General features: G+C 74.4%; 21 protein-coding genes, 2 pseudogenes and 1 riboswitch. Of the genes and pseudogenes, 15 read left to right on the forward strand and 8 right to left on the reverse strand.

Annotated elements, in window-relative coordinates; genetic code table 11:
- Positions 1 to 35 precede the first annotated feature (35 nt).
- From B4U46_RS08835 to B4U46_RS08845, 3 genes are all read left to right on the forward strand, one after another.
- Positions 36 to 269 (forward strand): hypothetical protein, encoded by a 234-nt coding sequence (locus B4U46_RS08835; protein ID WP_079431638.1) that lies wholly within the window; start codon positions 36 to 38, stop codon positions 267 to 269.
- A 79-nt stretch (positions 270 to 348) separates the two neighbouring features.
- On the forward strand, positions 349 to 1,137 hold the full coding sequence (locus B4U46_RS08840) for an SURF1 family protein (protein WP_079431639.1): 789 nt from the start codon (positions 349 to 351) through the stop codon (positions 1,135 to 1,137).
- A gap of 10 nt (positions 1,138 to 1,147) precedes the next feature.
- The gene (locus B4U46_RS08845; protein WP_079431640.1) at positions 1,148 to 1,903 is read left to right on the forward strand and encodes an SDR family oxidoreductase; all 756 of its coding nucleotides are present in this window, start codon (positions 1,148 to 1,150) and stop codon (positions 1,901 to 1,903) included.
- Between the two features lie 323 nt (positions 1,904 to 2,226).
- Here B4U46_RS08845 and B4U46_RS08850 read toward each other — a convergent pair whose 3' ends face one another.
- From B4U46_RS08850 to B4U46_RS08860, 3 genes are all read right to left on the reverse strand, one after another.
- Complete coding sequence (locus B4U46_RS08850; RefSeq protein WP_079425603.1) at positions 2,227 to 3,006, reverse strand: enoyl-CoA hydratase/isomerase family protein; 780 nt, start codon at positions 3,004 to 3,006, stop codon at positions 2,227 to 2,229.
- Positions 3,007 to 3,174: 168 nt separating this feature from the next.
- The gene (locus tag B4U46_RS08855; RefSeq protein WP_007263382.1) at positions 3,175 to 3,396 is read right to left on the reverse strand and encodes a helix-turn-helix domain-containing protein; all 222 of its coding nucleotides are present in this window, start codon (positions 3,394 to 3,396) and stop codon (positions 3,175 to 3,177) included.
- Positions 3,397 to 3,749: 353 nt separating this feature from the next.
- Positions 3,750 to 5,348 (reverse strand): ABC-F family ATP-binding cassette domain-containing protein, encoded by a 1,599-nt coding sequence (locus B4U46_RS08860; protein WP_045951569.1) that lies wholly within the window; start codon positions 5,346 to 5,348, stop codon positions 3,750 to 3,752.
- Positions 5,349 to 5,569: 221 nt separating this feature from the next.
- Here B4U46_RS08860 and B4U46_RS08865 point away from each other — a divergent pair, with 221 nt between their 5' ends.
- Together B4U46_RS08865 and B4U46_RS08870 are read left to right on the forward strand one after the other, a co-directional pair.
- Positions 5,570 to 6,460: a neutral zinc metallopeptidase gene (locus B4U46_RS08865; RefSeq protein WP_079425605.1), complete on the forward strand. Its 891-nt coding sequence runs from the start codon at positions 5,570 to 5,572 to the stop codon at positions 6,458 to 6,460.
- A gap of 69 nt (positions 6,461 to 6,529) precedes the next feature.
- Positions 6,530 to 6,925 (forward strand): VOC family protein, encoded by a 396-nt coding sequence (locus B4U46_RS08870; RefSeq protein ID WP_079425607.1) that lies wholly within the window; start codon positions 6,530 to 6,532, stop codon positions 6,923 to 6,925.
- Positions 6,926 to 7,089: 164 nt separating this feature from the next.
- On the opposite strand, the gene B4U46_RS08875 is transcribed toward B4U46_RS08870, so the two are convergent.
- The gene (locus B4U46_RS08875) at positions 7,090 to 8,535 is read right to left on the reverse strand and encodes a hypothetical protein (protein WP_398898352.1); all 1,446 of its coding nucleotides are present in this window, start codon (positions 8,533 to 8,535) and stop codon (positions 7,090 to 7,092) included.
- Positions 8,536 to 8,720: 185 nt separating this feature from the next.
- Positions 8,721 to 9,851, reverse strand: coding sequence for an alpha/beta hydrolase (locus tag B4U46_RS08880; protein WP_079431643.1), 1,131 nt, complete (start codon positions 9,849 to 9,851; stop codon positions 8,721 to 8,723).
- Between the two features lie 300 nt (positions 9,852 to 10,151).
- Here B4U46_RS08880 and B4U46_RS08885 point away from each other — a divergent pair, with 300 nt between their 5' ends.
- The 7 genes and pseudogenes from B4U46_RS08885 (at position 10,152) to B4U46_RS08915 (ending at position 18,994) form a co-directional block, all read left to right on the forward strand.
- Positions 10,152 to 11,420, forward strand: coding sequence for an inorganic phosphate transporter (locus tag B4U46_RS08885; protein ID WP_079425609.1), 1,269 nt, complete (start codon positions 10,152 to 10,154; stop codon positions 11,418 to 11,420).
- Positions 11,421 to 11,448: 28 nt separating this feature from the next.
- Entirely contained in the window at positions 11,449 to 11,670 is a 222-nt protein-coding gene (locus B4U46_RS08890) for a hypothetical protein (RefSeq protein WP_079425611.1), read from the forward strand.
- A 196-nt stretch (positions 11,671 to 11,866) separates the two neighbouring features.
- A riboswitch (cobalamin riboswitch) is annotated at positions 11,867 to 11,953 on the forward strand.
- Between the two features lie 58 nt (positions 11,954 to 12,011).
- Complete coding sequence (locus B4U46_RS08895; protein WP_079425614.1) at positions 12,012 to 13,022, forward strand: cobalamin biosynthesis protein; 1,011 nt, start codon at positions 12,012 to 12,014, stop codon at positions 13,020 to 13,022.
- Positions 13,019 to 14,539, forward strand: a complete 1,521-nt coding sequence (locus B4U46_RS08900; protein ID WP_079425615.1) for a cobyric acid synthase — start codon at positions 13,019 to 13,021, stop codon at positions 14,537 to 14,539. Before B4U46_RS08895 ends, B4U46_RS08900 begins: the two co-directional genes overlap by 4 nt.
- 351 nt (positions 14,540 to 14,890) lie before the next feature.
- Positions 14,891 to 16,980, forward strand: a pseudogene (locus B4U46_RS08905) (putative cobaltochelatase).
- Positions 16,980 to 17,579 carry a cob(I)yrinic acid a,c-diamide adenosyltransferase gene (gene cobO / locus B4U46_RS08910; RefSeq protein WP_079425618.1) on the forward strand — a complete coding sequence of 200 codons (600 nt, stop codon included), beginning with the start codon at positions 16,980 to 16,982 and terminating at the stop codon, positions 17,577 to 17,579. Before B4U46_RS08905 ends, cobO begins: the two are co-directional and overlap by 1 nt.
- On the forward strand, positions 17,573 to 18,994 hold the full coding sequence (locus B4U46_RS08915) for a cobyrinate a,c-diamide synthase (RefSeq protein WP_079425620.1): 1,422 nt from the start codon (positions 17,573 to 17,575) through the stop codon (positions 18,992 to 18,994). The genes cobO and B4U46_RS08915 overlap by 7 nt, the downstream gene beginning before the upstream one ends.
- Before the next feature lie 20 nt (positions 18,995 to 19,014).
- On the opposite strand, the gene B4U46_RS08920 is transcribed toward B4U46_RS08915, so the two are convergent.
- A complete protein-coding gene (locus B4U46_RS08920; protein ID WP_079425622.1) occupies positions 19,015 to 19,764 on the reverse strand; it encodes a ZIP family metal transporter in 750 nt (249 codons plus the stop codon).
- Positions 19,765 to 19,892: 128 nt separating this feature from the next.
- Between B4U46_RS08920 and cobC the strand changes: the two genes are divergently transcribed.
- Positions 19,893 to 21,302 carry an Rv2231c family pyridoxal phosphate-dependent protein CobC gene (gene cobC, locus B4U46_RS08925; RefSeq protein WP_079431644.1) on the forward strand — a complete coding sequence of 470 codons (1,410 nt, stop codon included), beginning with the start codon at positions 19,893 to 19,895 and terminating at the stop codon, positions 21,300 to 21,302.
- Positions 21,303 to 21,794: 492 nt separating this feature from the next.
- On the forward strand, positions 21,795 to 23,015 hold the full coding sequence (locus B4U46_RS08930; protein WP_079425624.1) for a CapA family protein: 1,221 nt from the start codon (positions 21,795 to 21,797) through the stop codon (positions 23,013 to 23,015).
- A gap of 17 nt (positions 23,016 to 23,032) precedes the next feature.
- Here B4U46_RS08930 and B4U46_RS08935 read toward each other — a convergent pair whose 3' ends face one another.
- Together B4U46_RS08935 and B4U46_RS08940 are read right to left on the reverse strand one after the other, a co-directional pair.
- Positions 23,033 to 23,962 carry an SCO1860 family LAETG-anchored protein gene (locus B4U46_RS08935; protein ID WP_237292746.1) on the reverse strand — a complete coding sequence of 310 codons (930 nt, stop codon included), beginning with the start codon at positions 23,960 to 23,962 and terminating at the stop codon, positions 23,033 to 23,035.
- Positions 23,963 to 24,266: 304 nt separating this feature from the next.
- Positions 24,267 to 25,361, reverse strand: a pseudogene (locus B4U46_RS08940) (amidohydrolase family protein).
- Positions 25,362 to 25,425: 64 nt separating this feature from the next.
- Between B4U46_RS08940 and B4U46_RS08945 the strand changes: the two are divergent.
- On the forward strand, positions 25,426 to 26,493 hold the full coding sequence (locus B4U46_RS08945; RefSeq protein WP_079431645.1) for a pyridoxal-phosphate-dependent aminotransferase family protein: 1,068 nt from the start codon (positions 25,426 to 25,428) through the stop codon (positions 26,491 to 26,493).
- The last annotated feature ends 64 nt before the right edge of the window (positions 26,494 to 26,557 follow it).

Here is a 26,557-nt window from a genome sequence, read left to right on the forward strand (position 1 = left end):
TGTTCCGGCCCTCCGGCCCGCGAACCATGCGGCGCATGGCACGTTGTGAGGTCTGCGGAAACGACTACGGGATGTCCTTCGAGGTGCACGCGCAGGGCGCGGTGCACGTCTTCGACTGCTTCTCCTGCGCCATCCACCGCATGGCGCCCATCTGCGAGCACTGCCGGGTCCAGATCATCGGGCAGGGCGTGGAGGTCGAGGGACAGTGGTTCTGCGGCGGGCACTGCGCCCGGGCGGAGGGGAAGGTGGGCATCGTCGACCGCGTCTGACCCGTCCGCTTCCTCCCCCTCTACCCCGGAAGGCCACCCGGCCTCCGGGGTCCTTTCCCTTGCGGGTACCGTCATGGGCGTGTACCGCTTCTTGCTGACCCGGCAGTGGGTGTGCCTCACCCTCATCGCCCTCGTCCTCATCCCCGTGATGATCAAGCTGGGGTTCTGGCAGTTCCACCGCCATGAGCACCGGGTCGCCCAGAACGAGCTGATCGCGAAGAACCTGTCGGCGAAGCCGGTGCCGGTGACCGAGGTCACCTCGCCCGGCCACACCGTCCCGCGCTCCGACTACTGGCGTGCCGTCACGGCCACCGGTACGTACGACTCCGCGCACGAGGTCGTCGTGCGGATGCGCACCTCGAACGACGACAAGGTCGGCTTCCAGGTGGTGACCCCGCTCGTGCTGGGCGACGGGCGGGTGGTGCTGGTGAACCGGGGCTGGGTGCCCGGCGGCGACGACCCGACCGCCTACCCGCCCGTGCCGGCCGCGCCCTCGGGCGAGGTGACGGTCAATGGACGGCTCAAGGCCGACGAGACCAGCGGCGACAGCGGGATCAAGGACCGCAAGGGCCTGCCGGAACGTCAGGTGATGCTGGTCAACAGCGAGCAGCAGGCCGCCTACCTGGGCAAGCCGGTCCTCGGCGGCTACCTGGAACTCACCTCCCCGCTGCCGCGGAGCGGCGGCCCCGAGGCGGTGGCGGAGCCCGACCACGATTCCATCGGCCCGCACATGGCCTATGCCGTGCAGTGGTGGCTGTTCGCGGCGGCCGTGCCGGTGGGGTGGCTGGTCCTGGTACGCCGGGAGCGGCGCGACCGCGAGGCGGCCGGGGCTGCGGAGGCCATGTCGCCGGAGCCCGCTTCGGCGTAGGTTGGGCGGCATGGATCTTGGACTGAAGGACCGTGTCTACATCGTCACCGGCGCCACCCGTGGCCTCGGCTTCGCTTCCGCGCGGGAACTGGCCGCCGACGGCGCGAAGGTACTGCTGACCGGACGGGACGAGAAGCGGGCGGCCGCCGCGGCCGCCGAACTGGGGCCGGACGCGGTGGGCCTGGCTGCCGACAACGCCGACGCGGGGGCCGCGGAGCGGCTGGTGGCGGAGGCCAAGGAGCGGTTCGGGCGGCTCGACGGCATCCTCATCAGCGTCGGCGGACCGGCGCCGGGCGGCGCGCTGGACAACACCGACGAGCAGTGGGCGGCAGCGTTCGAGTCGGTGTTCCTCGGCGCGGTGCGGCTGGCCCGGGCCGCGGCCGCGGAGCTGGGTGAGGGCGGGGTCATCGGCTTCGTCCTGTCGGGCTCGGTGCACGAGCCGATCCCCGGCCTGACCATCTCGAACGGCCTGCGGCCGGGGCTGGCGGGCTTCGCGAAGTCCCTGTCGGTGGAGCTGGGGCCGCGCGGGATCCGCGTGATCGGGCTGCTGCCGGCACGGATCGACACGGACCGGGTGCGGGAGCTGGACGCGCTCTCCGGGGACGCGTCGGCCGCGCGGGCGGGGCACGAGGCCCGGATCCCGCTGCGGCGGTACGGGACGCCGGAGGAGTTCGGGCGGACGGCGGCGTTCTTCCTCTCGCCGGCGGCGTCTTACCTCACGGGTGTGATGCTCCCGGTCGACGGCGGCTCCCGCCACGGCTTCTGACCCCGCCAGGGCTGCGGGTGCCGCTGCGCGGAGCCGTCTCCCCGCCCCACCCTTCCTCCGTTCCCACCTCGGTCGCCGGTGCGGCCACGGACACGGCGCTACCGCCCCCACGCTGGGGGTACCTCCCAGCGGTAGCCGGGGGGAGGAAGGGCGGGTAGGGGACCTCAACCCGCGCAGCGGCAACGGGCCGCGGGCGACGGCCGGGCCCAGCCAGGAGCAGCGGCCGCGCCCGGCGCCCCGACGGACGGAGTCCGGCGCAGCGCCGCGAAGCCGGGGAGGCCGCTCGCGGCCGAGCCGCGCGAGCGGCGCGTCAGGAAGGAAGGCTAGTCGGAGAGGCCCGCGAGGTCGCGCAGGCGGCGCGCCTGGGCGGCGCGTTCGGCGACCCGCTGGTCGTCGTAGGCACGGGACCCGGCCCCCCGCAGCAGCGCCTTCGTCTCGATGACGGCGTCGCGCGGCGGCGCCAGCAGCGCGGTGGTGAGGTCCTGGACGGCCGCGTCCAGTTCGTCGGCCGGGACGACCAGGTTCGCCAGCCCCACCCGCTCGGCCTCCTCCGCATGCACGAAGCGGCCCGTCGCGCAGATCTCGAGCGCGCGGGCGTAGCCGACCAGGGCGGTCAGCGGCTGGGTGCCGGCCAGGTCGGGGACGAGACCCAGGCTGGTCTCGCGCATGGCGAACTGCACGTCGTCCGCGACGACCCGCAGGTCGCACGCGAGTGCGAGCTGGAAGCCGGCGCCGATGGCGTGTCCCTGCACGGCGGCGATGGAGACGATGTCATTGCGCCGCCACCAGGTGAAAGCCTCCTGGTACTCGGCGATCGTGGCGTCGAGCAGTTCGTCGGAACCGCGCGCCAGATCGAGGAAGGACGGCTCGCCCTCGAAGCCCTCGGGGGTGAACGCCTGCCGGTCGAGCCCTGCGGAGAAGGACTTGCCCTCGCCGCGCAGCACGACGACCCGGACCGTGCCGGGCAGCGACCGTCCGGCCTCCGCCAACGCCCGCCAGAGCGCGGGGGACTGAGCGTTTCGCTTGGCCGGGTTGGTCAGCGTCACCGTGGCGACCGTGTCGTCGATGGTGAGCCGTACGCCATCCTTGTCGAGCAGAGCCATCTGGTGCCTCCGGTGTGCAGTCGTGGCCGGACGTCCGACCTAAGTGACTGCACAGTAACCACCCAGCCGACCGCGAGGCCGACCGGGGGTCACCGAAAGAACCATGCGTGGAACGGAAACGGAGCTGCAGGACGGTCGTGGGCACCGGCCCCGGCCAGGAGGCCAGGGTCAGGCCGCGGCCGCCTTCTTGCCACGCGTCGCGCCACCGCGACCACGCAGCGTGACTCCGGACTCGCTGAGCATCCGGTGGACGAATCCGTAGGACCGGCCGGTCTCTTCGGCCAGCGCCCGGATACTCGCACCGGAGTCGTACTTCTTCTTCAGGTCTGCCGCGAGCTTGTCGCGCGCGGCGCCGGTCACCCGGCTGCCCTTCTTCAGAGTCTCGGCCACCCGTGCCTCCTCATGGGAAGTGCGCTCTGTGCTTCTCATGATCACCCCTCCCCGGCTTCCTGGCCACCCATTCAGCAAGGTCGGTCCGGCGGCATTTCCCGGTCCGTGGACATCCGAGCAGAACGGAATCTCCTCTTCCGCTGCATGACCTCGGTCACATTCCTCCGTCACCGAGGGGAATCGCCAGGTCAGGGGCCGGACGCCGAAAACGGCCGGCCCCGGCCGCACATCCGCGAGGATGCGGCCGGGGCCGTTGTACAGAGCGCGAGGGTACGAGACCGTCTCACTCAGATGATGGATCACGTCTGCGCCGAATGATCCATACGGGACTGGATCAACCCGGCGGGAGGGGATCAGGCGAGGGCGACCAGGTCCCGGTAGTCCGGGCCCCACAGGTCCTCGACCCCGTCGGGGAGCAGGATGATCCGCTCCGGCTCCAGGGCCTCCACGGCGCCCTCGTCGTGGGTGACGAGGATGACCGCGCCCTTGTACGTGCGCAGCGCACCGAGGATCTCCTCGCGGCTGGCCGGGTCGAGGTTGTTGGTGGGCTCGTCGAGGAGCAGCACGTTCGCCGAGGAGACGACGAGGGTGGCCAGGGCCAGACGGGTCTTCTCGCCGCCGGAGAGCACGCCCGCGGGCTTGTCCACGTCGTCGCCGGAGAAGAGGAAGGAGCCGAGCGTCTTGCGCACGTCGACCAGGTCGAGGTCGGGGGCGGAGGAGCGCATGTTCTCCAGGACCGTGCGGTCCGGGTCCAGCGTCTCGTGCTCCTGGGCGTAGTAGCCGAGCTTGAGGCCGTGGCCCGGGGTCACCTGGCCGGTGTCGGGCTGCTCGGCGCCCGCGAGCAGGCGCAGCAGGGTGGTCTTGCCGGCGCCGTTGAGGCCGAGGATGACCACGCGGGAGCCCTTGTCGATGGCCAGGTCGACGTCGGTGAAGATCTCCAGGGAGCCGTAGGACTTCGACAGGCCCTCGGCGGTCAGCGGGGTCTTGCCGCAGGGCGCGGGGTCCGGGAAGCGGAGCTTGGCGACCTTGTCGGAGACGCGGACCGCCTCCAGGCCGGAGAGCAGGCGCTCGGCGCGCTTGGCCATGTTCTGGGCGGCGACGGTCTTGGTCGCCTTGGCGCGCATCTTGTCGGCCTGCGAGTTCAGGGCCGCGGCCTTCTTCTCGGCGTTCTGGCGCTCGCGCTTGCGGCGCTTCTCATCGGCCTCGCGCTGCTGCTGGTAGAGCTTCCAGCCCATGTTGTAGATGTCGATGACCGAGCGGTTGGCGTCGAGGTAGAAGACCTTGTTGACCACGGTCTCGACCAGGTCGACGTCGTGGGAGATCACGACGAAGCCGCCGCGGTAGTTCTTCAGGTAGTCGCGCAGCCAGATGATCGAGTCGGCGTCGAGGTGGTTCGTGGGCTCGTCGAGGAGCAGGGTGTCGGCGTCCGAGAAGAGGATCCGGGCGAGCTCGACGCGGCGGCGCTGACCGCCGGAGAGGGTGTGCAGCGGCTGGCCGAGGACGCGGTCGGGGAGGCTGAGGGCGGCCGAGATGGTCGCGGCCTCGGACTCGGCGGCGTACCCGCCCTTGGTGAGGAACTCGGTCTCCTGGCGCTCGTACTGGCGCAGGGCCTTCTCGCGGGTGGCGCCGGAGCCGGTGGCGATGCGCTCCTCGTTCATCCGCATCTTCTTGATCAGGACGTCGAGGCCGCGGGCGGAAAGGATCCGGTCGCGGGCGAGGACGTCGAGGTCACCGGTGCGGGGGTCCTGCGGGAGGTAGCCGACCTCGCCCGAACGGGTGATGCTGCCGGCGGCGGGCTGGCCCTCGCCGGCGAGGCACTTGGTGAGGGTGGTCTTGCCCGCTCCGTTGCGGCCGACGAGGCCGATGCGGTCGCCCTTGGCGATGCGGAAGGAAGCGGACTCGATGAGGACGCGGGCGCCGGCGCGCAGCTCGATGCCGGTGGCGGTGATCACGGAAATACTCCAGGGCGGTATGGACGGCGGAAGCGGGGGGCGGGACGCGCGTTCTTCGACGCCGCTAATCCGCGAGGAGATTTGCCATGAAGCCATTCTAACGGGGGTGCGCAACCACTTTTCGGGGCCCGGCCCTCACCCGTTCGGCTCAGGGGCCACGCCGGGCGGACGGGGCACGTATCAGGATGAAGGGATTGGCCACGCTTGGAGGGCGGTGCGGCATGCAGTTCGACGACGACGCCGATCTGGACACGTCCGAGGTCAAGGACCTCCGCGGCAGCCGCATCCCGGGCGGGCGGGCCACGATCGGCGGTGGGGTCGTCGGGCTGATCGCGCTGGTCCTGGGCCTGCTCTTCGGGGTGGGGCCGGACCAGCTGGGGCTGTCGGACGGGAGTCCGCAGCCGGTCTCGACGTCCTCCTCGGCCGCGCAGGTGCAGCAGAGCTGCAAGAAGGGCCGGGACGCGAACACCCGCGAGGACTGCCGGCTCGTGGCCGTGGTGAACAGCACACAGGACTTCTGGAGGCAGGAGTTCCAGCGGCGCGGCGGGAAGTACGCCCCGGCCTCGACGGTCTTCTTCACCGGCCAGGTGAACACCGCCTGCGGGGCGGCCAGCAAGGCGGTCGGTCCCTTCTACTGCCCGGCCGACCGGCAGGTCTACCTGGACCTGGGCTTCTTCGAGGACCTGCGGACCAAGTTCGGGGCGACCGGCGGCCCCTTCGCCCAGGCGTACGTGATCGCCCACGAGTACGGGCACCACATCCAGAACCTGACGGGGACGCTGGCGCGGGCCCAGAACGGGCAGACGGGCGCGAACAGCAACGCGGTGAAGGTGGAGCTCCAGGCCGACTGCTACGCCGGGGTGTGGGCGCACAACGCGACGCGGACTCCGGACGAGTCCAACGGGCGGCCGCTGATCAAGAACCTCACGGACGAGGACATCCGGGACGGGCTGAACGCGGCGGCGGCGGTGGGCGACGACCGGATCCAGGAGAAGTTCCAGGGCCGGGTCACGCCGGAGTCCTGGACGCACGGCTCGGCGGAGCAGCGGCAGCAGTGGTTCTACCAGGGCTACCGCACGGGCGACATGGCCCAGTGCAACACCTTCCGCTGAGTGTCAGTGGCGCCTGCCATGCTGTGACGTGGATCACTTGGGTCATCGTCACGAGAGGGAGTGATCGTCATGGCAGGCGTTCCGTCCATCTACCCCGCGCTGCTCTACCGCGACGCGAAGGCAGCGATCCAGCAGCTCACCGATGCCTTCGGGTTCACGCAGGTCGCGGTCTACGAGGGCGACGACGGCTCGGTGATGCACGCGGAACTGGCCTATGGCAACGGTGCGGTGATGCTGGGGAGCAAGGGGCGCGGCGGGGTCTTCGACAAGGTCATGGAGACGGCCGGGCCGTCGGGGGTCTACATCGTCGTCGACGACGTGGACGCCCATCACCGGCGGGCGGCCGAGCACGGCGTGGAGATCCTGATGGAGCCCACCGACCAGGACTACGGCTCGCGGGACTACATGGCCCGCGACGCCGAGGGCAACATCTGGAGCTTCGGCACGTACGCTCCCCAACTCTGACCGCACGGGGAACCGCGCGACCGGCCACCCACCACCCGCACCCACCCGCCGGGGCCGGCCCTCTCAGGGGCGCGGGGAACTGCGCGACCGGCCACGCACGGCCCGCAGGCCACCACCGGCAGATCCACCCACGGCGGGGGGTCCGGTAAAAGCCAGGCCGGGGCCTACGCGCCGCCGGTGTGGACCTGGAAGGCGGCGCGCCGGACCGCCTTGGCCAGGGCCGGGTCGGGATGGGCGGCGGCCAGCGCGACCAGGACCTGCACGGTGCGCGGGTGCCCCACGGCCCGGACCTCGTCGAGCAGCCGCGGCACGGTGGTGCGGACCGCGGAGTCCAGGTGCCGGGCGAGCAGGGCGGCCTCGCCGTGGTCGGCGATGGCGGCCGCCGTGTCCACCCAGAGCCAGGTCGACTCCTCGGGCGTGAGGACGTCCTGGGCTTCGTCCGGGTCCACCCCGTCGTGCTCGGCGAGCCAGAGCAGGGCGTACGGCCGCAGGGCGGGCTCCCGTACCGCCGCGCGCACCTCGGGCTCGGCGGGGGCGCCGACCACGCGCAGGGCCTCGAAGGCCAGGCCCCGCAGCAGGGCGTCCTCGCCCCGGGCGGCGTGCAGCAGCTCGCTGACGGCGTGGCCGACGGGCCGGGCGGCGAGCCAGGCCCGGTACTCGGCGCGGGCGGGACCGGGGGTGAGCCGGGCGCAGCCGTGCAGCATCGCGGCGGCCGACTGCTCGATGTTCCCGGCCGGGCTCTGGGCGGCGACGCAGATCTGCTCCAGCTTGACCCAGACGGCCCAGCTGCCGAGGGGGGTCAGGGTGGCCTGCGCGGGGCCGAGGGTGACGGCGTCCACGGCGGCGAGTCCGCCCAGCGCCCAGCGCAGCAGGCGGGCGATCGGCAGGGGGCGCGGTTCCGCGGCGGAGGCCGGAGCCGGAGCCGCGGCGGAGGCCGGGGCCGGGACGGGGGCGGGTTCCGCGTCGTAGGGGACCTCGCACCGCTCGTCGCGCAGTTCGGTGACGCGCTGTCCGAGGAGGTCCAGCAGGTCCGGGACGGTCACCGGACCGGCGGACAGCTGGAGCAGGGAGAGCAGCTGGGGCATGGCCTCGACCACCTCGGCGACGGCCGAGGGGGTGATGTCGGCGGGCGCCGGGTGGACCAGGGACCAGGCGTCGAAGAGCGCGACCCAGCCGCGCAGCACGGCGGTGTCGTCCCGGTCCCAGGCCCGCAGCCGCCAGCCGGGGCGGGCCTGGCCGCCGTGCACCTCGACGAGGCCGGAGAGGCGGGCGCGGTCCCAGCCGACCCGGATCTGGCCGTGCGTCAGGTTCAGCTCGGCGGCGGCCCGTTCGACGTCGGCGGCGGGCAGGGCCCCCGCGGGGGCGGGGCGGCCGCCGTCGCCGGCGCCCAGGTTCAGTTCGGCCCAGCGCGCCAGCCGTACCGCGTCGGCCAGGGAGGCGCGGGCGCGGTTCGCCAGGTCTGCCGTGGCGGGGGTTCCCGCCGGGGGCCGGGTGGCCGGCCGGGTTCGCCGGTCGGTCACCGCCTTGCGCGCCGTGGCGACGGAGCGCGGGGAGACGAGTCGGAGTCTGGAGTCGCGAGCCAACTGCTCATCAGGCTTTCGGGACGTCACGGAAGCAGTCTCGCCCGTCACTGGCCGAAAGCCCAAACGGAACCGGTCATTTCCACAGGTCATGGGGTGGAGGAACCGGGACAGACCACCCACCCCGTCCCGTCCGCCACACCGCCTTCACTCCAGCGCCACAAGAAACCACCCGGAACTCCTCTTCCATGGAGCCCCATCAACCCCGTGCGCGCTCACATGAGCGGGGTGAGGAAACGGCGCAGCGCCTCCTCGTAGCGGGCCGGGTCGGCGTTCCACATCGCCCCGTGCGCGGCGCCCGGGACGGTGTGCAGGGTGACGAGGTCGGGCCGGGCGGCGGCGAGCCGGCGGGAGGGCTCCCAGGGGGCGAGGGTGTCGTCGGGCCCGTGGAAGATCAGCACGGGCACGCGGACGGCGCCGGGGTCCGCGAACGGCGCCCGGTGTCCGGCCCGCAGCCCGGCGCGGCCCTCGGCGGCCCGGACGGCGAGCGGGAGCAGCGGGGCCGGGGTGTGGCGGGCGGCGGCGAGGCCCCGCAGGGTGGCGTGCCAGTCGAGGACGGGCGAGTCGAGCACCAGCCCGGCGATCCGGCCGGCCAGGGCCGAGTTCTCGGCGGCCCGCACGGCCATGGCGGCCCCGGTGGACCAGCCGTGCAGGACGATGCGCCGGGCCCCGTAGCGCAGGGCGTAGCGGATGGCGGCGTCCAGGTCCCGCCACTCGGACTCGCCGAGGTGGCCGAGGCCGTCCGGGGAGGCGGGGGCGCCGAGGTCGCCCCGGTAGCCGAGGGAGAGCACCGGGAGGCGCAGGCGGTGCAGGAAGGGCATGACCACCATCGGGTGCTCGCGGCCGGCGCCGAGTCCGTGGACGGTGATCACCCAGGTCTGCCGGGCGCCGGGCAGAAACCAGGCGGGGAGCGCGCCGAGTTCCCCGGGGACGTCCACATCGGCGTGTTCCAGGCCCAGGGCGGTGCGCGGGTTGCCCGAGTACACCTGCGGGGTGAGGGTGACGCGGGTGCCGGCTTCGAGGGCGCCGTGGCTGACGCGCAGGAGGCGGCGCACGACGGTGGCCGGATCGTGCGGGATCCCGTCGAGGACCGGGCCGACGGCCGCGTGGATCCCGGGTGCGGCCAGGCCGTGGACGCCGGGGCGCAGGGAGGCCAGCGAGCGGGTGAGGACCACCCGGTCACCGTCGGCGGAGTGGACGCTCAGCCGGGGGCTGCCGGGCAGCGGGCGGCCCGGTTCGGACCTGAGGGCGGCGCCGGCGGCGTACCGGCCGGCCAGGGCCGCGGCCGCTCCGGCGCCGATCAGGGTGGTGGTGACGGCAGCGGCCGTCGCAGTGGCGGTACGCACCGCTCCAGTGTCGAGGCCCGGGGGCACCGCGGCCACCGGAGGGGGACTCCCCCGAGCGGAGTGATCTACCTCTCTTTCATCGCCGCAGAGGGGCACTCGAACGCGCCCCGGAGCCCCGCCGGAAGGTTCCGTTTACCCGTCCCTGACGTGCATGAATGGCGATAACTACGAAAGAATCGGGACGAAGGGCCTGATGGGAGGCCCGGTAGGGACACCACCCCGCCCAAGTCAGTTCATCTTCCGTTCACCCAGGTTGCCTACGGTCGGCGAGCCACTGACGCCAAACAGAAGCCTGGGTAAATGGAGCACATAACGCTTCTCCTCGGGATCGTGATCATCACCGCTCTCGTGTTCGACTTCACGAACGGTTTCCACGACACGGCCAACGCGATGGCCACCACCATCTCGACCGGCGCCCTCAAGCCCAAGACGGCGGTGGCCATGTCCGCCGTGCTCAACCTCGTCGGCGCGTTCATGTCCGTGGAGGTCGCCAAGACGATCTCCAAGGGTCTCGTCAACGAAGAGGGCATCCAGCCCGAAGTGATCTTCGCCGCGCTCGTCGGCGCGATCCTCTGGAACCTGGTCACCTGGCTGGTCGGCCTGCCCTCCAGCTCCTCGCACGCCCTCATGGGCGGCCTGATCGGTGCCGCGGTCGCCTCCGCCGGCCTCGGCGCGGTCAACGGCAGCGTCGTCGTCACCAAGGTGCTCATCCCGGCGGTCGCCGCCCCGATCGTCGCCGGTGTGGCCGCGATGCTCGCGGCGAAGGTCACGTACAAGCTCAACGGCAAGGTCGGCGAGAAGACCTCCGCCAAGGGCTACAAGGCGGGTCAGATCGCCTCCGCCGGTCTCGTCTCCCTCGCGCACGGCACCAACGACGCGCAGAAGACGATGGGCATCATCACCCTGGCCCTGGTCGCCGGCGGCGCCCTCGCCCCCGGCTCGAACCCCCCGGTCTGGGTCATCGTCTCCGCCGGCACGGCGATCGCGATGGGCACCTACCTGGGCGGCTGGCGCATCATCCGCACCATGGGCAGCGGCCTGACCGACCTGCACCCGCAGCAGGGCTTCGCCGCCCAGACCTCGGCCGCGAGCGTCATCCTGGCCTCCTCCAACCTCGGCTTCTCCCTCTCCACCACCCACGCCTGCTCCGGCGCGGTGATGGGCGCGGGCCTGGGCCGCAAGGGCGGTGTGGTCCGCTGGTCCACCGCCACCCGCATGTTCGTCGCGTGGGGCCTGACCCTGCCGGCCGCCGCCCTCGTCTCCGCGGGCGCCGAGCTGGTCATGCGCACGGGTGACATCGGCGTCGCCGCCGTCGCCCTCTTCCTCGTCGCCGCCTGCGTGGCCATCTGGCTGATCTCGCGCCGCCAGGTCGTCGACCACACCAACGTCAACGGCGCCGCCGACGGCGAGGCCGAGCAGCCCGGCGTGGTCACCACCGCCATCGCCGCCGTGGCCGTGCCCCCGGCCGCCGGCACCACCGCCGCGGTGACCGACGAGGACCTCAAGGCCACCATCCCGGCCGCCACGGCGAACCCGGCGACCCCGACGGCCCCGGCCGCCGCGGTCTGACCCCGAGAACGACAGAGGAATCGGCAGTATGAAGATCGACTGGGCAGCACTCGGCTCCGTCTTCGGGGTCAGCCTCTCCGCGACCGTCGCCCTCGTGGCCCTGTTCAGCCTGGGCCTGGTGGGCCTCTCCAAGCACGAGGCCGCCACCGAGCAGGGCGGCACCGCCGCCCTGGCCCGCAGCGGCGCCTACGCCTGCTTCGCGCTCTGCGCGGCGGCCGTGGCCTACGGGATCTATCTGATCGTCAGCTGAGACCCGCCCCGTCCCGGCGGACGGCACCGCGTACGAAGACTCCCCCCGGGAATCCCCGGGGGGAGTTTTCGCGTACCCATGGCCACGGGGGTCCCCGGCCGCCCGCCGGTCGTCCCCCGTCCCACCGCAGGTCAACGGCAAGTTGACGGGCGTTCGCGGACCGTGGTGGACTGCCCGGGCCAATACGGCGGCATGGAGAGGAAGTCCGGTGCGAATCCGGCGCGGTCCCGCCACTGTCACTGGGGAACGCACGCGGCGCGTGCGCCCCGGGAGCCAGAAACTCTCGCCACCGGACACGTCGAACCAGGGCGCGGACCCTGAGTGAGGACATACCTGCCACCATGCGTGCCGACCGCGTCTTCGCGTACGGCGTCACGGCGGGCCTGATCGGCGACCGGATCCTCGGGGATCCGCGCCGGGGGCACCCCGTGGCCGCCTTCGGACGAGCCGCCGCCGCCGTGGAGCGCGCCCTGTGGCGCGACGACCGCGCCCGGGGCGTCCTGCACACCCTCGTATGCGCCGGCGCGGCCACCGCCGTCGGAGCGCTGGGCGCGCGCGCCGTGCGCTCCCGGCCCGCGGCCGCCCGGATCGCCCTGACCGCCGCGGCCACCTGGGCCGTCGTCGGGGGCACCACCCTCGGCCGCGAGGCCCACGCCATCGGCGGGGCGCTCGCCGCCGGGGACACCGAGGTGGCCCGCGAACGCCTCCCCCACCTGTGCGGGCGCGACCCGCAGGCCCTGGACGGCCCGCAGATGGCCCGGGCCGTCGTGGAGTCCGTCGCCGAGAACACCTCCGACGCCGTGGTCGGGGCCCTGGTGTGGGGGGCCGTCGCCGGGGTGCCCGGGCTGCTGGCGTTCCGCGCCGTGAACACCCTGGACGCGATGGTGGGGCACAAGTCGCCCCGCTACCTGCGCTACGGCTGGGCCTCCGCCCGGCTGGACGACCTCGCCGGCTGGCCCGGGGCCCGGCTGACGGCCCTCGCCGCCGTGGCCGCCGGCCCCGACCGGCGGGGAGCCGTACGGGCCTGGCGCGCGGACGCCGCAGCCCACCCCAGCCCCAACGCCGGCCCGGTCGAGGCCTCCTTCGCCGGGGCGCTCGGCGTCCGGCTGGGCGGGACCCTCTCCTACGCGGGACGGGTGGAGCACCGGGCCGTGCTCAACGGGGAGCGGGGGCGGCCGGTGGAGGTCGCGGACATCGAGCGGGCGGTACGGCTGTCGCGGCGGGTGACCTGGCTGGCGCTGGGCACCTGCGTGGCGGTCCGCTGCGCCGTGGCCGCCGCGGCGAAGGCCACGACGAAGACCGCGAGGACCACCGCGATGACGACCGCGAAGACGACAAGGGGACGGGCATGAGCGGCACACGGCGCGGCGGCGGACTGCTGGTCGCGGGGACGACCTCCGACGCGGGCAAGAGCGTCGTCACGGCGGGCATCTGCCGCTGGCTGGCCCGCCAGGGCGTGAAGGTGGCCCCGTTCAAGGCGCAGAACATGTCGCTGAACTCCTTCGTGACCCGCGAGGGCGCCGAGATCGGCCGCGCGCAGGCCATGCAGGCGCAGGCCGCCCGGGTGGAGCCGACCGCCCTGATGAACCCGGTCCTGCTCAAGCCGGGCAGCGACCGCAGCAGCCAGGTGGTGCTGCTGGGCAAGCCGGTGGGCGAGATGAGCGCCCGCGGCTACCACGGCGGGCGGCAGGAACAGCTGCTCGGGATCGTCACGGACTGCCTGGAACAGCTGCGGGGCACGTATGACGCCGTGATCTGCGAAGGGGCGGGCAGTCCGGCCGAGATCAACCTGCGCCGGACGGACATCGTGAACATGGGTATCGCGCGGGCCGCGCGCTTCCCGGTGGTGGTCGTCGGCGACATCGACCGGGGCGGGGTCTTCGCCTCCTTCTTCGGGACGACGGCACTGCTGTCGCCCGAGGACCAGTCGCTGATCGCCGGCTACGTGGTCAACAAGTTCCGCGGTGACGTGTCCCTGCTGGAGCCGGGCATGGAGATGCTGCGGTCCCTCACCGGGCGGGCGACGTACGGCGTGCTGCCGTTCCGGCACGGGCTGGGCATCGACGAGGAGGACGGGCTGCGGGTCTCCCTGCGCGGCGCGGTCCGCGAGTCGGTCGTCGCCCCGCCGGTCGGGGAGGACGTGCTGCGGGTCGCGGTGTGCGCGGTGCCGCTGATGTCGAACTTCACCGACGTGGACGCGCTCGCGGCGGAACCGGGCGTGGTCGTGCGGTTCGTGGACCGGGCCGAGGAACTGGCCGACGCGGACCTGGTCGTCGTACCGGGCACGCGCGGCACGGTGAAGGCGCTGGAGTGGCTGCGGGAGCGGGGGCTGGCCGACGCGCTGGCCCGGCGCGCCGCGGAGGGGCGCCCGGTCCTGGGCATCTGCGGCGGGTTCCAGGCGCTCGGCGAGCACATCGAGGACGAGGTCGAGTCGAAGGCCGGCTCGGTGTCCGGGCTGGGGCTGCTGCCGGTGCGCGTGCGCTTCGCCGTCGAGAAGACCCTGGCCCGGCCGGCCGGTACGGCGCTGGGCGAGGAGGTCTCGGGCTACGAGATCCACCACGGCGTGGCCGAGGTCCTGGGCGGCGAGCCGTTCCTGGACGGCTGCCGGGTGGGATCGGTGTGGGGCACGCACTGGCACGGCTCGCTGGAGTCGGACGGCTTCCGCCGGGCGTTCCTGCGGGAGGTGGCGGCGGCTGCCGGGCGCCGCTTCGTGCCGGCGCCGGACACGTCGTTCGCCGCCCTGCGGGAGGAGCAGCTGGACCTCCTCGGCGACCTGATCGAGGAACACGCCGACACCGCTGCGCTGCTGGCGTTGATCGAGTCCGGCGCCCCGTCCGGGCTCCCGTTCCTCCCCCCGGGCGCCCCGTGACGGCGGCCCGGGCCCTGCGGGGCTGCTCCCCTACCCTCCCCCGGACTCCGTCCGGGGGGACCCCCACTTCCCCCGTTCCCAGGGGCTCCGCCCCTGACCCCGTTCCGTGCGCTGCGCGCCCGGTGCGCTCGAGCGCCGCGCGGGCTGGATCCATCCATCCCCGCCTGGGGGTACCCCCGGACGGAGTCCGGGGGAGTTCGAGGCGCGGGGGTCCGGGGGCGGAGCCCCCGGGAAACGGAGAAAGGGCGGGGCGGGGAGAAGCTCCGCGCAGCGGCACCCCCGCCCCCGGCCACCGCACCACCACCCCGACAGCCCGCGCAAGCACACCCGCACAGGAGGAGTGAGCACCCCATGAGCACCCCCTACCCGTTCACCGCAGTCGTCGGCCAAGCCGACCTGCGGCTGGCGCTCCTGCTCAACGCCGTGAGCCCGGCGGTCGGCGGTGTGCTCGTGCGTGGTGAGAAGGGCACCGCCAAGTCCACCGCCGTCCGTGCGCTGTCCGCCCTGCTCCCCCACGTGGACGTCGTCCCCGGCTGCCGGTTCTCCTGCGCGCCCGCCGCGCCGGACCCGGCCTGCCCGGACGGCCCGCACGAGAGCGGCCCCGGCGCCGACCGGCCCGCGCGGATGGTCGAACTGCCCGTCGGGGCCTCCGAGGACCGTCTCGTCGGCGCCCTCGACATCGAACGCGCCCTCGCCGAGGGCGTGAAGGCCTTCGAGCCGGGCCTGCTGGCCGACGCGCACCGCGGGATCCTCTACGTGGACGAGGTCAACCTCCTCCACGACCACCTGATCGACCTCCTCCTCGACGCGGCCGCGATGGGCGCCTCGTACGTGGAGCGCGAGGGCGTCTCCGTGCGCCACGCCGCCCGCTTCCTCCTCGTCGGCACCATGAACCCCGAGGAGGGCGAGCTGCGCCCGCAGCTCCTCGACCGGTTCGGGCTGACCGTCGAGGTCGCGGCCTCCCGGGAGCCCGCGCAGCGCGTCGAGGTGGTGCGCCGCCGGCTCGCGTACGAGGACGACCCCGCGGGCTTCGCGGCCCGCTGGGCCGGGGACGAGAGCGAGGTGCGGGCCCGGGTGGTGGCCGCGCGGGCGCTGCTCCCGCAGGTGACCCTCGGGGACACCGCGCTGCTGCAGATCGCCGCCACCTGCGCCGGCTTCGAGGTGGACGGCATGCGCGCCGACATCGTGATGGCCCGTACGGCGACCGCCCTGGCGGCCTGGGCCGGGCGGACCTCCGTCCTGAAGGAGGACGTCCGGCAGGCGGCGCTGCTGGCGCTGCCGCACCGCCGTCGCCGCAACCCGTTCGACGCACCCGGACTGGACGAGGACAAGCTCGACGAGATCCTGGACGGGTTCCCCGACGAGGAGCCGGAGCCCGACCCCGACCCGGAGCCGGAGGGCCCGGACGACAACGGCGGCGGGGACGGCGGCAATGGCGGAGGGGACGGCGGCGGGGTGCCCCCGCAGGGCGGTGGCCCGGAGACCGGGCACGCTCCCGACACCCCGCAGGAGGCCCCCGAAGCCCAGCCCTCCGCCCCCAGGGCGGGGCGGGCGGGGCCGAGCAGGCCGCCGTGGCGGCCGCCGAGCCGTTCCGCACCAAGATGCTCAGCGTTCCCGGCCTGGGTGAGGGCGCGGCCGGCCGGCGCTCGCGGGCCCGTACCGCGCACGGCCGCACCACCGGCGCCCAGCGCCCCCGGGGCCAGCTGACGAAGCTGCACCTGGCGGCCACCGTGCACGCCGCCGCCCCGCACCAGAAGGCCCGCGGCCGCTCCGGCCCCGGCCTCGTCGTGCGCAAGGACGACCTGCGGCAGGCGACCCGGGAGGGCCGCGAGGGCAACCTCGTGCTGTTCTGCGTCGACGCCTCCGGCTCGATGGCCGCCCGGCAGCGCATGGGCGCGGTCAAGGGCGCGGTGCTGTCGCTGCTGCTGGACGCCTACCAGCGGCGGGACAAGGTCGGTCTGATCACCTTCCGCGGGGCCGGTGCCGAACTGGCGCTGCCGCCCACCTCCTCGGTGGACGCGGCCGCGGCCCGGCTGGAGAAGCTGCCGACCGGCGGCCGCACCCCGCTCGGCCCGGGCCTGCTCAAGGCCCGCGAGGTGCTGCGCATCGAGCGGCTGCGGGACCCCTCCCGGCGTCCGCTGCTGGTGGTCGTCACCGACGGACGGGCCACCTCGGCCGGGGCCGTCGGCGGCGACCCGCGCGAGCTGTCGGGGCGCAGCGCCCGGCTGCTGGCCGCCGAGGGCGTCACCTCGGTGGTCGTGGACTGCGAGTCCGGGCCGGTCCGGCTGGGGCTCGCGGGGGCGCTGGCCGCCGATCTGGGCGCGCCCGCCGTGACCCTCGACGGGCTGCGGGCGGACTCGCTGACCGGACTCGTCAAGAACGTACGTACCGCAGTGACCCGCACTGCGTCACTCAACAGCGTCTCCAGGAGGGCCGCCTAATGCCGCAGGGACAGCCGACCGTCGTTCCCGACGACGGGCTCACGACGCGTCAGCGCCGCAACCGTCCGCTCGTCTTCGTCCACACCGGCCCGGGCAAGGGCAAGTCGACGGCGGCGTTCGGGCTGGCCCTGCGCGCCTGGAACCAGGGCTGGCCGATCGGGGTGTTCCAGTTCGTCAAGTCGGCGAAGTGGAAGGTCGGCGAGGAGAACGCGCTGAAGGTGCTGGGCGCCTCCGGTGAGGGCGGCTCCGTCGTCTGGCACAAGATGGGCGAGGGCTGGTCCTGGGTCCAGCGCGACGCGCAGCTCGACAACGAGCAGGCGGCGAAGGAGGGCTGGGAGCAGGTCAAGCGCGACCTGGCCGCCGAGACGCACAAGCTGTACGTACTGGACGAGTTCGCGTACCCGATGCACTGGGGCTGGATCGACGTGGACGAGGTGATCGAGGTGCTCCGGAACCGGCCGGGCACCCAGCACGTGGTCATCACCGGCCGCAACGCCCCCGAAAAGCTGCTGGAGTTCGCGGACCTGGTCACCGAGATGACCAAGGTCAAGCACCCCATGGACGCCGGCCAGAAGGGCCAGAAGGGCATCGAGTGGTGACCTCGTCCAGCGTGCCGCGGCTGGTCGTCGCCGCGCCGTCCTCCGGCAGCGGCAAGACCACCGTGGCGACGGGCCTGATGGCGGCCTTCGCGGAGCGCGGCCTGGCCGTGTCCCCGCACAAGGCCGGGCCCGACTACATCGACCCCGGCTACCACGCACTGGCCACCGGCCGGCCGGGGCGCAACCTCGACGCGTTCATGTGCGGTCCGGAGCTGGTGGCCCCGTTGTTCGCGCACGGGGCCGCCGGGTGCGACCTTGCGGTGGTCGAAGGCGTGATGGGGCTCTACGACGGGGCCGCGGGGCGGGGCGAGCTGGCGTCGACGGCGCAGGTGGCGAAGCTGCTGCGGGCGCCGGTGGTGCTGGTGGTCGACGCCTCCTCCCAGTCCCGGTCCGTGGCGGCGCTGGTGCACGGCTTCGCCTCGTTCGACCCCCAGGTGCGCCTCGGCGGGGTGATCCTGAACAAGGTGGGCTCGGACCGGCACGAGGCCATGCTCCGGGAGGCCCTGGAGGAGGCCGGGACGCCGGTCCTCGGCGTACTGCGGCGCGCGCCGCAGGTGGCGACCCCGTCCCGGCACCTGGGCCTGGTCCCGGTGGCGGAACGGCGGGCCGACGCGCTGGAGGCGGTGGCCGCGCTGGCGGAGCAGGTCCGCGCGGGCTGCGACCTGGACGCCCTGATGGCGCTGGCGCGCACGGCTCCGCCGCTGGCCTGCGAGGCGTGGTCGCCCGGGGCGGCCGCGGCCGGCGCGGCCGTGTCCGGGGCGGCCGCGGCCGGGGCGGCCGCGGCCGGGGGGAACGGCCGTCCGGTGATCGCCGTCGCGGGAGGCCCCGCGTTCACGTTCTCGTACGCCGAGCACGCCGAGCTGCTGCGCGCCGCCGGTGCGGAGGTGGTCACCTTCGACCCGCTCCGCGACGAGGCGCTTCCCGAGGGCACGAGCGGGCTCGTGATCGGCGGCGGGTTCCCCGAGGTGTACGCCCCGGAGCTGTCGGCGAACGAGCCGCTGCGCGCGGCCGTCGCCGCCTTCGCCGCGGCCGGCGGGCCGGTCGCGGCGGAGTGTGCCGGTCTGCTGTACCTGGCGCGGTCCCTGGACGGGAAGCCCATGTGCGGGGTGCTCGACGCCGACGCCCGGATGTCGGAACGGCTGACGCTCGGCTACCGGGAGGCGGTGGCGGTGTCGGACAGCCCGCTCGCGGCGGCCGGTACCCGGCTGCGGGGCCACGAGTTCCACCGGACGGTGGTCGAGCCGGGTGCCGGGGCGGCCCCGGCCTGGGGGTTCACGCATCCCGAGCGCCGCGTCGAGGGCTTCGTCCGGGGCGGCGTGCACGCCAGCTACCTGCACACGCACTGGGCGGCGCAGCCGTCCGTGGCGTCCCGGTTCGCGGCGGCCGCGGCGGCGGCCCCGCCGGCCCGTCCGTGATCTGGAACGGGACCGGCCGCTCAGTCCGCGAGGCCGACCACCAGCCAGATCCCGGCCACCCCGCCCACCGTGCACAGCAGCGTGGACAGGGCGGGGTGTTCGTGGTGCGCTTCGGGCAGGATCTCGGCGGCCGCCAGGTACAGCAGGGCTCCGCCGAAGAAACCGAGGTACGCCCCGAGGGGTTCCTCCGGAAGGGTGAACAGCGCGGTGGACGCGGCGCCCACGACGGGTGCCGCGGCGTCCGCGAAGAGCATCATCAGCGCCTTGCGGCGGGCGTTCCCGTACAGCGTGGTGAGGGTGTACGTGTTGAACCCGTCGGCGAAGTCGTGGGTGATGACGGCCAGCGCGACGGCCACGCCCATGCCGCCGCCCACCTGGAAGGCGACGCCGAGGGCCACCCCGTCGGCGAGGCTGTGGCCGACCATGGCCGCGGCGGCGGTGAGCCCGACCTGCGGGGCGCGGGCCCCGTGGTCGTGCCCGTGACCTGTGCCGTTGCTCCCGCCGTGGGCGGCCTGCCGCACGGCGAGCAGGCGTTCCACCAGATGGGCGACGAGGAACCCCGCGACGAAGAGCAGCAGGGCGAGCGGAACCCCGAAGATCTCCTCGCCGGCGGCGCGCAGGGCCTCCGGGAGCAGGTCCAGGCCCACGACGCCGAGCATCAGCCCGCCGGCCAGGCCGAGGACCAGGTGGCGCCGGTCGGTGACGCGTTGCGCCGTCCAGCCGCCCGCCAGCGTCATCAGGAACGCGCCCAGAGCCACGATCACCGCCATGTGCCCCTGGATACCGACTGGCGGCGCCGCCCGCACTTCCGCCGCGCGGGGGACGGGCACCACCGTGATGACGACAGACGACAGACGACGGACACCAGTACGGAGGGAGGACCCCGGTGGGCGAGTACGTGACGCGGCTGGTGGTCGGGGTGGGCGGACGCGCGGGGGTTTCCGTCGCGGAGGTCTGCGCGCTGGTCGAGGAGACCCTGCGCGGGGCCGGGCTGTCCGCCGGGGCGGTGACGGCGCTGGCCACGGTGGACTCGAAGACCCTGGAGCCCGGGATCGCGGGTGCGGCGGAACGTTTCGGCGTGCCGTTGGTGGGCTATCCCGCCGAGGAGCTCGCGCGGGTCCGGGTCCCGCACCCTTCGCCGGCCGTGCGCGAGGCGGCCGGGACCGCCTCGGTGGCGGAGGCGGCGGCGCTGGCGGGCGGCGGGGAGCTGCTGGTGCCCAAGCGGCGTTCGGTGGCGGCGACCTGCGCGGTGGCCAGCGCCGAGGAGCACGACCTGCGCCACCACGGGGACGCGGAGGTGGCCGACGCGGGCGGGGCGCTCGTGGACCTCGCGGTGAACGTACGGTCGGACACGCCGCCGGAGTGGCTCAAGCAGCGCATCGCCGCCTCCCTCGGGGACCTCGCGGCCTACCCGGACGGCCGGGCGGCCCGGGCGGCGGTGGCGCGGCGGCACGGGCTGCCGGTCGAGCGGGTCCTGCTGACCGCGGGGGCGGCGGAGGCGTTCGTGCTGATCGCGCGGGCGCTGGACGCCGAGCGGCCGGTGGTGGTGCACCCGCAGTTCACCGAGCCGGAGGCGGCCCTGCGGGACGCCGGGCACCGGGTCGAGCGGGTGCTGCTGCGGCCCGAGGACGGGTTCCGGCTGGACCCGGCGGCGGTGCCGGAGGAGGCGGACCTGGTGGTGGTGGGCAACCCCACCAACCCGACGTCGGTCCTGCACCCGGCGGCGACACTGGCCGCGCTGGCCCGGCCGGGGCGGACCCTGGTGGTGGACGAGGCCTTCATGGACGCCGTCCCGGGCGAACGGGAGGCGCTGGCCGGGCGGACGGACGTGCCGGGCCTGGTGGTGCTGCGGAGCCTGACGAAGACGTGGGGGCTGGCGGGGCTGCGGATCGGCTACGTGCTGGCCGAGCCGGAGGTGATCGCCAAGCTGGCGGCGGCGCAGCCGCTGTGGCCGGTGTCCACGCCGGCGCTGGTGGCGGCAGAGGCCTGTGTGGCGCCGGAGGCGCTGGAGGAGGCGGAGGCTGCGGCCCGGCGGATCGCGGTGGACCGGGCGCACCTGCTGGCGGGGCTGGCGGAGTTCGAGGAGGTCACGGTCTCGGGGGAGGCGGAGGGACCGTTCGTGCTGATCCGCGTCCACGGCGCGGCGGAGGTCCGCACGCGTCTGCGGGCGCTGGGCTTCGCGGTGCGGCGGGGGGACACCTTCCCGGGCCTGGACGCCTCGTGGCTCCGCCTGGCCGTCCGCGACCGAGCGACAACGGGCCGCCTCCTCCAGGCCCTGGACCACGCCCTCGCCCTGACCGCCCCGTGACGCGCCCCCGCGGGGCGGGACCGGACGGTCCCGCTGCGCGGAGCCGTCTCCCCGCCCCGCCCTTCCTCCGTTCCCCGGGGCCGGCCCCGGACCCCGCGCCTCAACCGCCAGGGGGGACGGGATCTTGGCACGGCCCGGCGGCCGCCCGCGGCTGACCGCCGACCGCCCGCGGCTGACCGCCCGCGGCTGACCGCCCGCGGCTGACCGCCCGCGGCTGACCGCCCGCGGCTGACCGCCCGCGGCTGACCGCCCGCGGCTGACCGCCCGCGCGGGCTGGATCTGCCGCGGAGCGGCGTATCCAGCCCGCGCGGCGATTGAGCGCACCGGGCGCGGAGCGCACGGAACGGGGTCAGGGGCGGAGCCCCTGGGAACGGGCGAAGGGCGGGGAGGGGCAGCAGCACCCCGCAGGGGCATCGCAGGGGCACCGCAGGCGGCCGGCCAAGGCCACGCCTAGCATGGCGGCGGCAGCAAACCATCGACGGGGGACGGTACATGAGGGCGGCAACGCGGATAACCACGGCGCTGGTGGCCGTGGGGGTGATCGGCGGCGGGGTGTACGCGGTACCCCGGCTGCTGGACAAGGGGGCCGCCACCACCGAGCAGCGGCTCCAGGCCAAGCCCCCCGGCGGCAAGGCCGTCCCCGGCGCCGCCCCGTTCACCCTCGTCGCGACGGGCGACATCATCCCGTACCCGTCGATCATCCAGCGGGCCGCGGACGACGCGGGCGGCACGCCCGGCGACTACGACTTCCGCAAGATACTCGCCGGCGTCAAACCTATCGTCTCCGCCGCCGACCTGGCGATATGCCACCACGAGATACCGTACGGAAAGCCCGGCGGCCCCTACACCGGCTACCCCGCCTTCAAGGCCCCGCACCAACTGGCCGACGCCCTCAAGGACGCCGGGTACGACAGTTGCTCCACCGCCTCCAACCACAGCCTCGACGACGGGTTCGACGGGCTCTCCCGCACCCTCGACCACCTCGACCGGGTCGGCCTCAAGCACGTCGGTTCCGCCCGCCGCGCCGAGGAGGCCACGGCCCCGGCGCTGCTCTCGGCCGGCGGGGCGAAGGTCGCCCAGTTGGACTACACCTACGGCACCAACGGCATACCGCTGCCGGCCGGCAAGCCCTGGGCCGTCAACCTGATCGACCAGGCCCGGATCATCGCCGACGCCCGCGCGGCCCGGGCGGCCGGCGCGCACGTCGTCGTCCTCAGCGTCCACTGGGGCACCGAGTGGCAGACCGCCCCCGACCAGCAGCAGAAGGACCTGGCGCAGGCGCTGACCGCCTCGCGCGGGGCCGACGGGCTCCCCGACATCGATCTGATCATCGGCACGCACAACCACGTCCCGCAGCCGTACGAGAAGGTCAACGGCACCTGGGTCGTCTACGGCATGGGCGACCAGATCGCCAGCTTCTACGAGGCCGAGAAGGCGCGCGGCAACATGTCGTCCATCCCCCGCTTCACCTTCGCCCCGGCGGCCGCGCACCCGGGCCGCTGGGAGGTGGTGAAGGCCGAATACCTCACGCAGTACTCCGACATGGGGCCGCCGTTCCGCGTCGTCTGCGCCTCCTGCGCGGCAGGGGACGGAGGCGAAGGCGGGGCGTCGGCCGCCAAGCGGGCCGAGTACGCCCGGGTGGACAAGGAGGTCACCGCGGCCGTGACCTCGCGGGGCGCGGCCGGCCAGGGCCTGACGCACGCGACCCGCTGACCGGGCCGCGTCCGGGGTCAGGAGCTGCGGCCGCGCCGGGTCAGCACGAGCGCGCCCGCGCCGACGCCGAGCAGGAGCAGCGCGCCGCCCGCGACCCACGGGGTGACCGAACCGGCCCCGGTCTCGGCGAGGTTGCCGCTCTGCGTGGAGCTCGCCAGGACGGTCTGGGGCTTGGCGTCCTGCTTGGCGTCCGGCTTCGCGTCCGGCTTCGCGGCGGGTGTCGCGGCCGTCTTCGGGGACTCGCAGTGCGCCTCCGCCAGGACCACCTCCCCGTCGACCTGGGCCACGTTGAGGTTCAGCGGGTTCACCGACACCTTGAGGCGGAGCGCGGCCGCCGCGGCGGTGGTGGAGGTGGTCTGCGTGCCGGAGAGCTCCAGGGAGACCGAGCCGACGCCCGGGACCTCGACCTTGGTGGGACCGCCTGCGGTCAGGGTGACCTTCTTGCCGAGGGCGGTGACGGTGCCCAGGACGTCGGAGGTGGCGACCGGCTTCCCGCCCGCCGCGCAGTCGGCCTTGGAGGTGACCTTCTCGACCTCGACGAGGGAGAGCGCGGGCAGGCCCGGGACGTGGACGCGGGCGTGGGCGAGGTTCGCCTCGGCGCGGGAGCCGCTGCGGTCGGCGGTCGCCTTGGCGGTGGCGACGTCCGCCGTGAGCACGTTCACCGGCCGGCCCTGCTCGGCCCCGTCGAGGGTCACGGTGAGGGCCGTCTTCTCGGCCGAGGCCGGGGCGCTGACCTCGTTGAGGGTGGCCTTCAGCGGGACGTCCACGGCCTTGTTGAGGAGGCCCACGTCCAGTCCGGTCCGCAGGACGACGGCACCGGAGGTGCCCTGGCCGCCGCCGCTGCCGCCGCTGCCGTCCGTGGCGAGGGCGGGCGGTGCGGCGAGCAGGGCCACCGCTCCCGTGGCGAGCAGGACGGCCGCGGGCAGGCGGAAGGTGTTGCTGTTCAAGGTGGTGGAACCCCCGGGGAGATGGGTGCCGTCGCGGGCACCAATGGGGGACATCGCGCGCGCCGACGGCTTCGACGCTCGAAATCTTTACGCACTGTGAGTGAACAGGCGGCCACCTGACGTGAGTTCACTCCAACGGGTGGTTTCCATGCATGTATTCGATTAGTGGCGCCTCATACGGCACACGAGTTCCCTCGCGTCCCGCCCTCGCCGGCGGAACGCTGGTTTTCGGACAGCGATAACGACCGATGGGGCCGCCGCGTTACGAGGCGTCAACTCCTTGCTGCCGAAGCGCCGTTGCGGATCAGGCGCGGACCCTACCGTTCACGACCACGCGCTCCGGCCGCGCCAGCACCCGTACGTCCTCGCGCGGGTCGGAACCGTAGACCACCAGGTCGGCCGGGGCCCCCTCGGTCAGGCCTGGCCTGCCGAGTCATTCGCGGGCCGCCCAGGCCGTCGCCGAGAGGGCGTCGAGCGGCGGGATGCCCGCCTTCACCAGCTCCTGCACCTCGGCGGCGACCAGGCCGTGCGGCAGGGAACCGCCCGCGTCCGTGCCGACGTACACCCCGATGCCCGCGTCCCAGGCCGCGCGGACGGTGTCGTAGCGCCGCTCGTGGAGCCTGCGCATGTGCGCCGACCAGCGGGGGAACTTGGCCTCGCCGCCCGCCGCCAGCTTGGGGAAGGTCGCGATGTTGACGAGGGTGGGGACGATGGCGACGCCGCGCTCCGCGAAAAGCGGGATGGTGTCCTCGGTCAGCCCGGTGGCGTGCTCGATGCAGTCGATGCCCGCCTCCACGAGGTCGCGCAGCGAGTCCTCCGCGAAGCAGTGCGCGGTGACCCGGGCGCCCAGCCGGTGTGCCTCGGCGATGGCCGCCTCCACCTCGGCGCGCGGCCAGCAGGCCGTCAGGTCCCCCGCCTCGCGGTCGATCCAGTCGCCGACGAGCTTGACCCAGCCGTCGCCGCGCCGGGCCTCGCGGGCGACGTATTCGACCAGTTGCGGCGGCTCGATCTCGTGCGCGTAGTTGCGGATGTAGCGGCGGGTGCGGGCGATGTGCCGGCCCGCCCGGATGACCTTCGGAAGGTCCTCGCGGTCGTCGATCCAGCGGGTGTCGGAGGGTGAGCCCGCGTCGCGGATGAGGAGGGTGCCGGCGTCCCGGTCGGTGAGGGCCTGCGCCTCGGCGGTGGCGGCGTCGACCGGGCCGTGGGCGTCGAGGCCGACGTGGCAGTGGGCGTCGACCAGGCCGGGCAGGACCCAGCCGGTGACGGTGGTGACCTCGCGGGCGGCGGCCGGCCGCTCGTAGGTGACCCGTCCCCCGACGACCCAGAGCTCGTCGTGGACCTCGTGGGGCCCGGCGAGCACGCGTCCCTTCACATGGAGCACACCGCTGTGATCACTCATGTCCGCACTGTACGTGCGCCCTGGGTAGGCTCGGCCGGTGACCCCGGACGAAGAGAGCACCGCCGTGACCCACCCCCTGCTGGACCTTCCGCCGCTGACCGCCGGGCGTTTCGCCGCCATCGAGCGGGGCGTCGCACGGCTGCTGGACACCCGGCAGGACGTGGTGATCACCCAGGGCGAGGCGCTGCTGCCGCTGGAGGGCTGCATCCGCTCGGGGGCGCGGCCGGGTTCGACGGCGCTGAACGTCGTCACCGGCCCGTACGGGACCACGTTCGGCAACTGGCTGCGCGACGCGGGGGCGAAGGTGGTGGACCTGGCGGTGCCCTTCGACACGGCGGTGAGCGGGGAGCAGGTGGCCCGCGCCCTGGAGGAGCACCCGGAGATCGACTTCGTCTCGCTGGTGCACGCCGAGGCGGCCACCGGGAACACCAACCCGGTCGCGGAGATCGGCGAGGCCGTACGGGCGCACGGGGCGCTGTTCATGCTGGACGCGGTGGCCTCGGTGGGCGCCGAGCCGTTGCTGCCGGACGCCTGGGGCGTCGACCTGTGCGTGATCGGCGGGCAGAAGGCGATGGGCGGCCCGGCGGGGGTCTCGGCGGTGTCGGTGAGCGAGCGGGCGTGGGAGCGGTTCGCGGCCAACCCGGCCGCGCCCCGGCGCTCGTACCTCTCCCTGCTGGACTGGAAGGAGCGCTGGATAGACGGGGGCCGCAAGACGCTGCTGCACGCCCCGGCGCAGCTGGAGATGCTGGCGCTGGAGGCGTGCCTGGACCGGATCGAGGAGGAGGGCCTGGCGGGCGTCCTCGGCCGGCACGCGGCGGCGGCCCGGGCCACCCGGGCGGGCGCGGCCGCGCTCGGCCTGGCCCCGTGGGTCGGGGACCCGGCGCAGGCGGCCCCGGTGGCGACGACGCTGCGGGTGCCGGACGCCGCGCGCGTGGTGGCCGGGGCCCTGGCCGCGGACCCGTCGGTTCCGCTGGCGGCGGGGGGCGGGGCGCTGGCGCAGGAGATGGTCCGGGTCAACCACTACGGCCCGGCGGCCTCCCCGGAGGCGGTCGCGGCATCCCTGCGCGCCCTGGCGTCGGCCCTGTCACTGCCGCCGGAGGCAGCGGTGCAAGCGGCCTCGGCGGCCTGGTAGCGGAGCCTCCGCAGGGCGGACCGCTGGGCGGTCGGGCCGACGTGCCGACCGAGCCGGGCGAACC

This window comes from Streptomyces katrae, assembly GCF_002028425.1.
In the GTDB taxonomy this organism is placed as follows: domain Bacteria; phylum Actinomycetota; class Actinomycetes; order Streptomycetales; family Streptomycetaceae; genus Streptomyces; species Streptomyces katrae_A.

Bases quoted from the DNA above. Each gene is read 5' to 3' on its own strand.
- B4U46_RS08835 (WP_079431638.1), top strand. From the start codon at position 36: ATGGCACGTTGTGAGGTCTGCGGAAACGACTACGGGATGTCCTTCGAG.
- B4U46_RS08845 (WP_079431640.1), top strand. From the start codon at position 1,148: ATGGATCTTGGACTGAAGGACCGTGTCTACATCGTCACCGGCGCCACC.
- B4U46_RS08850 (WP_079425603.1), bottom strand. From the start codon at position 3,006: ATGGCTCTGCTCGACAAGGATGGCGTACGGCTCACCATCGACGACACG.
- B4U46_RS08865 (WP_079425605.1), top strand. From the start codon at position 5,570: ATGCAGTTCGACGACGACGCCGATCTGGACACGTCCGAGGTCAAGGAC.
- B4U46_RS08870 (WP_079425607.1), top strand. From the start codon at position 6,530: ATGGCAGGCGTTCCGTCCATCTACCCCGCGCTGCTCTACCGCGACGCG.
- B4U46_RS08885 (WP_079425609.1), top strand. From the start codon at position 10,152: ATGGAGCACATAACGCTTCTCCTCGGGATCGTGATCATCACCGCTCTC.
- B4U46_RS08890 (WP_079425611.1), top strand. From the start codon at position 11,449: ATGAAGATCGACTGGGCAGCACTCGGCTCCGTCTTCGGGGTCAGCCTC.
- B4U46_RS08895 (WP_079425614.1), top strand. From the start codon at position 12,012: ATGCGTGCCGACCGCGTCTTCGCGTACGGCGTCACGGCGGGCCTGATC.
- B4U46_RS08900 (WP_079425615.1), top strand. From the start codon at position 13,019: ATGAGCGGCACACGGCGCGGCGGCGGACTGCTGGTCGCGGGGACGACC.
- cobO (WP_079425618.1), top strand. From the start codon at position 16,980: ATGCCGCAGGGACAGCCGACCGTCGTTCCCGACGACGGGCTCACGACG.
- B4U46_RS08920 (WP_079425622.1), bottom strand. From the start codon at position 19,764: ATGGCGGTGATCGTGGCTCTGGGCGCGTTCCTGATGACGCTGGCGGGC.
- B4U46_RS08930 (WP_079425624.1), top strand. From the start codon at position 21,795: ATGAGGGCGGCAACGCGGATAACCACGGCGCTGGTGGCCGTGGGGGTG.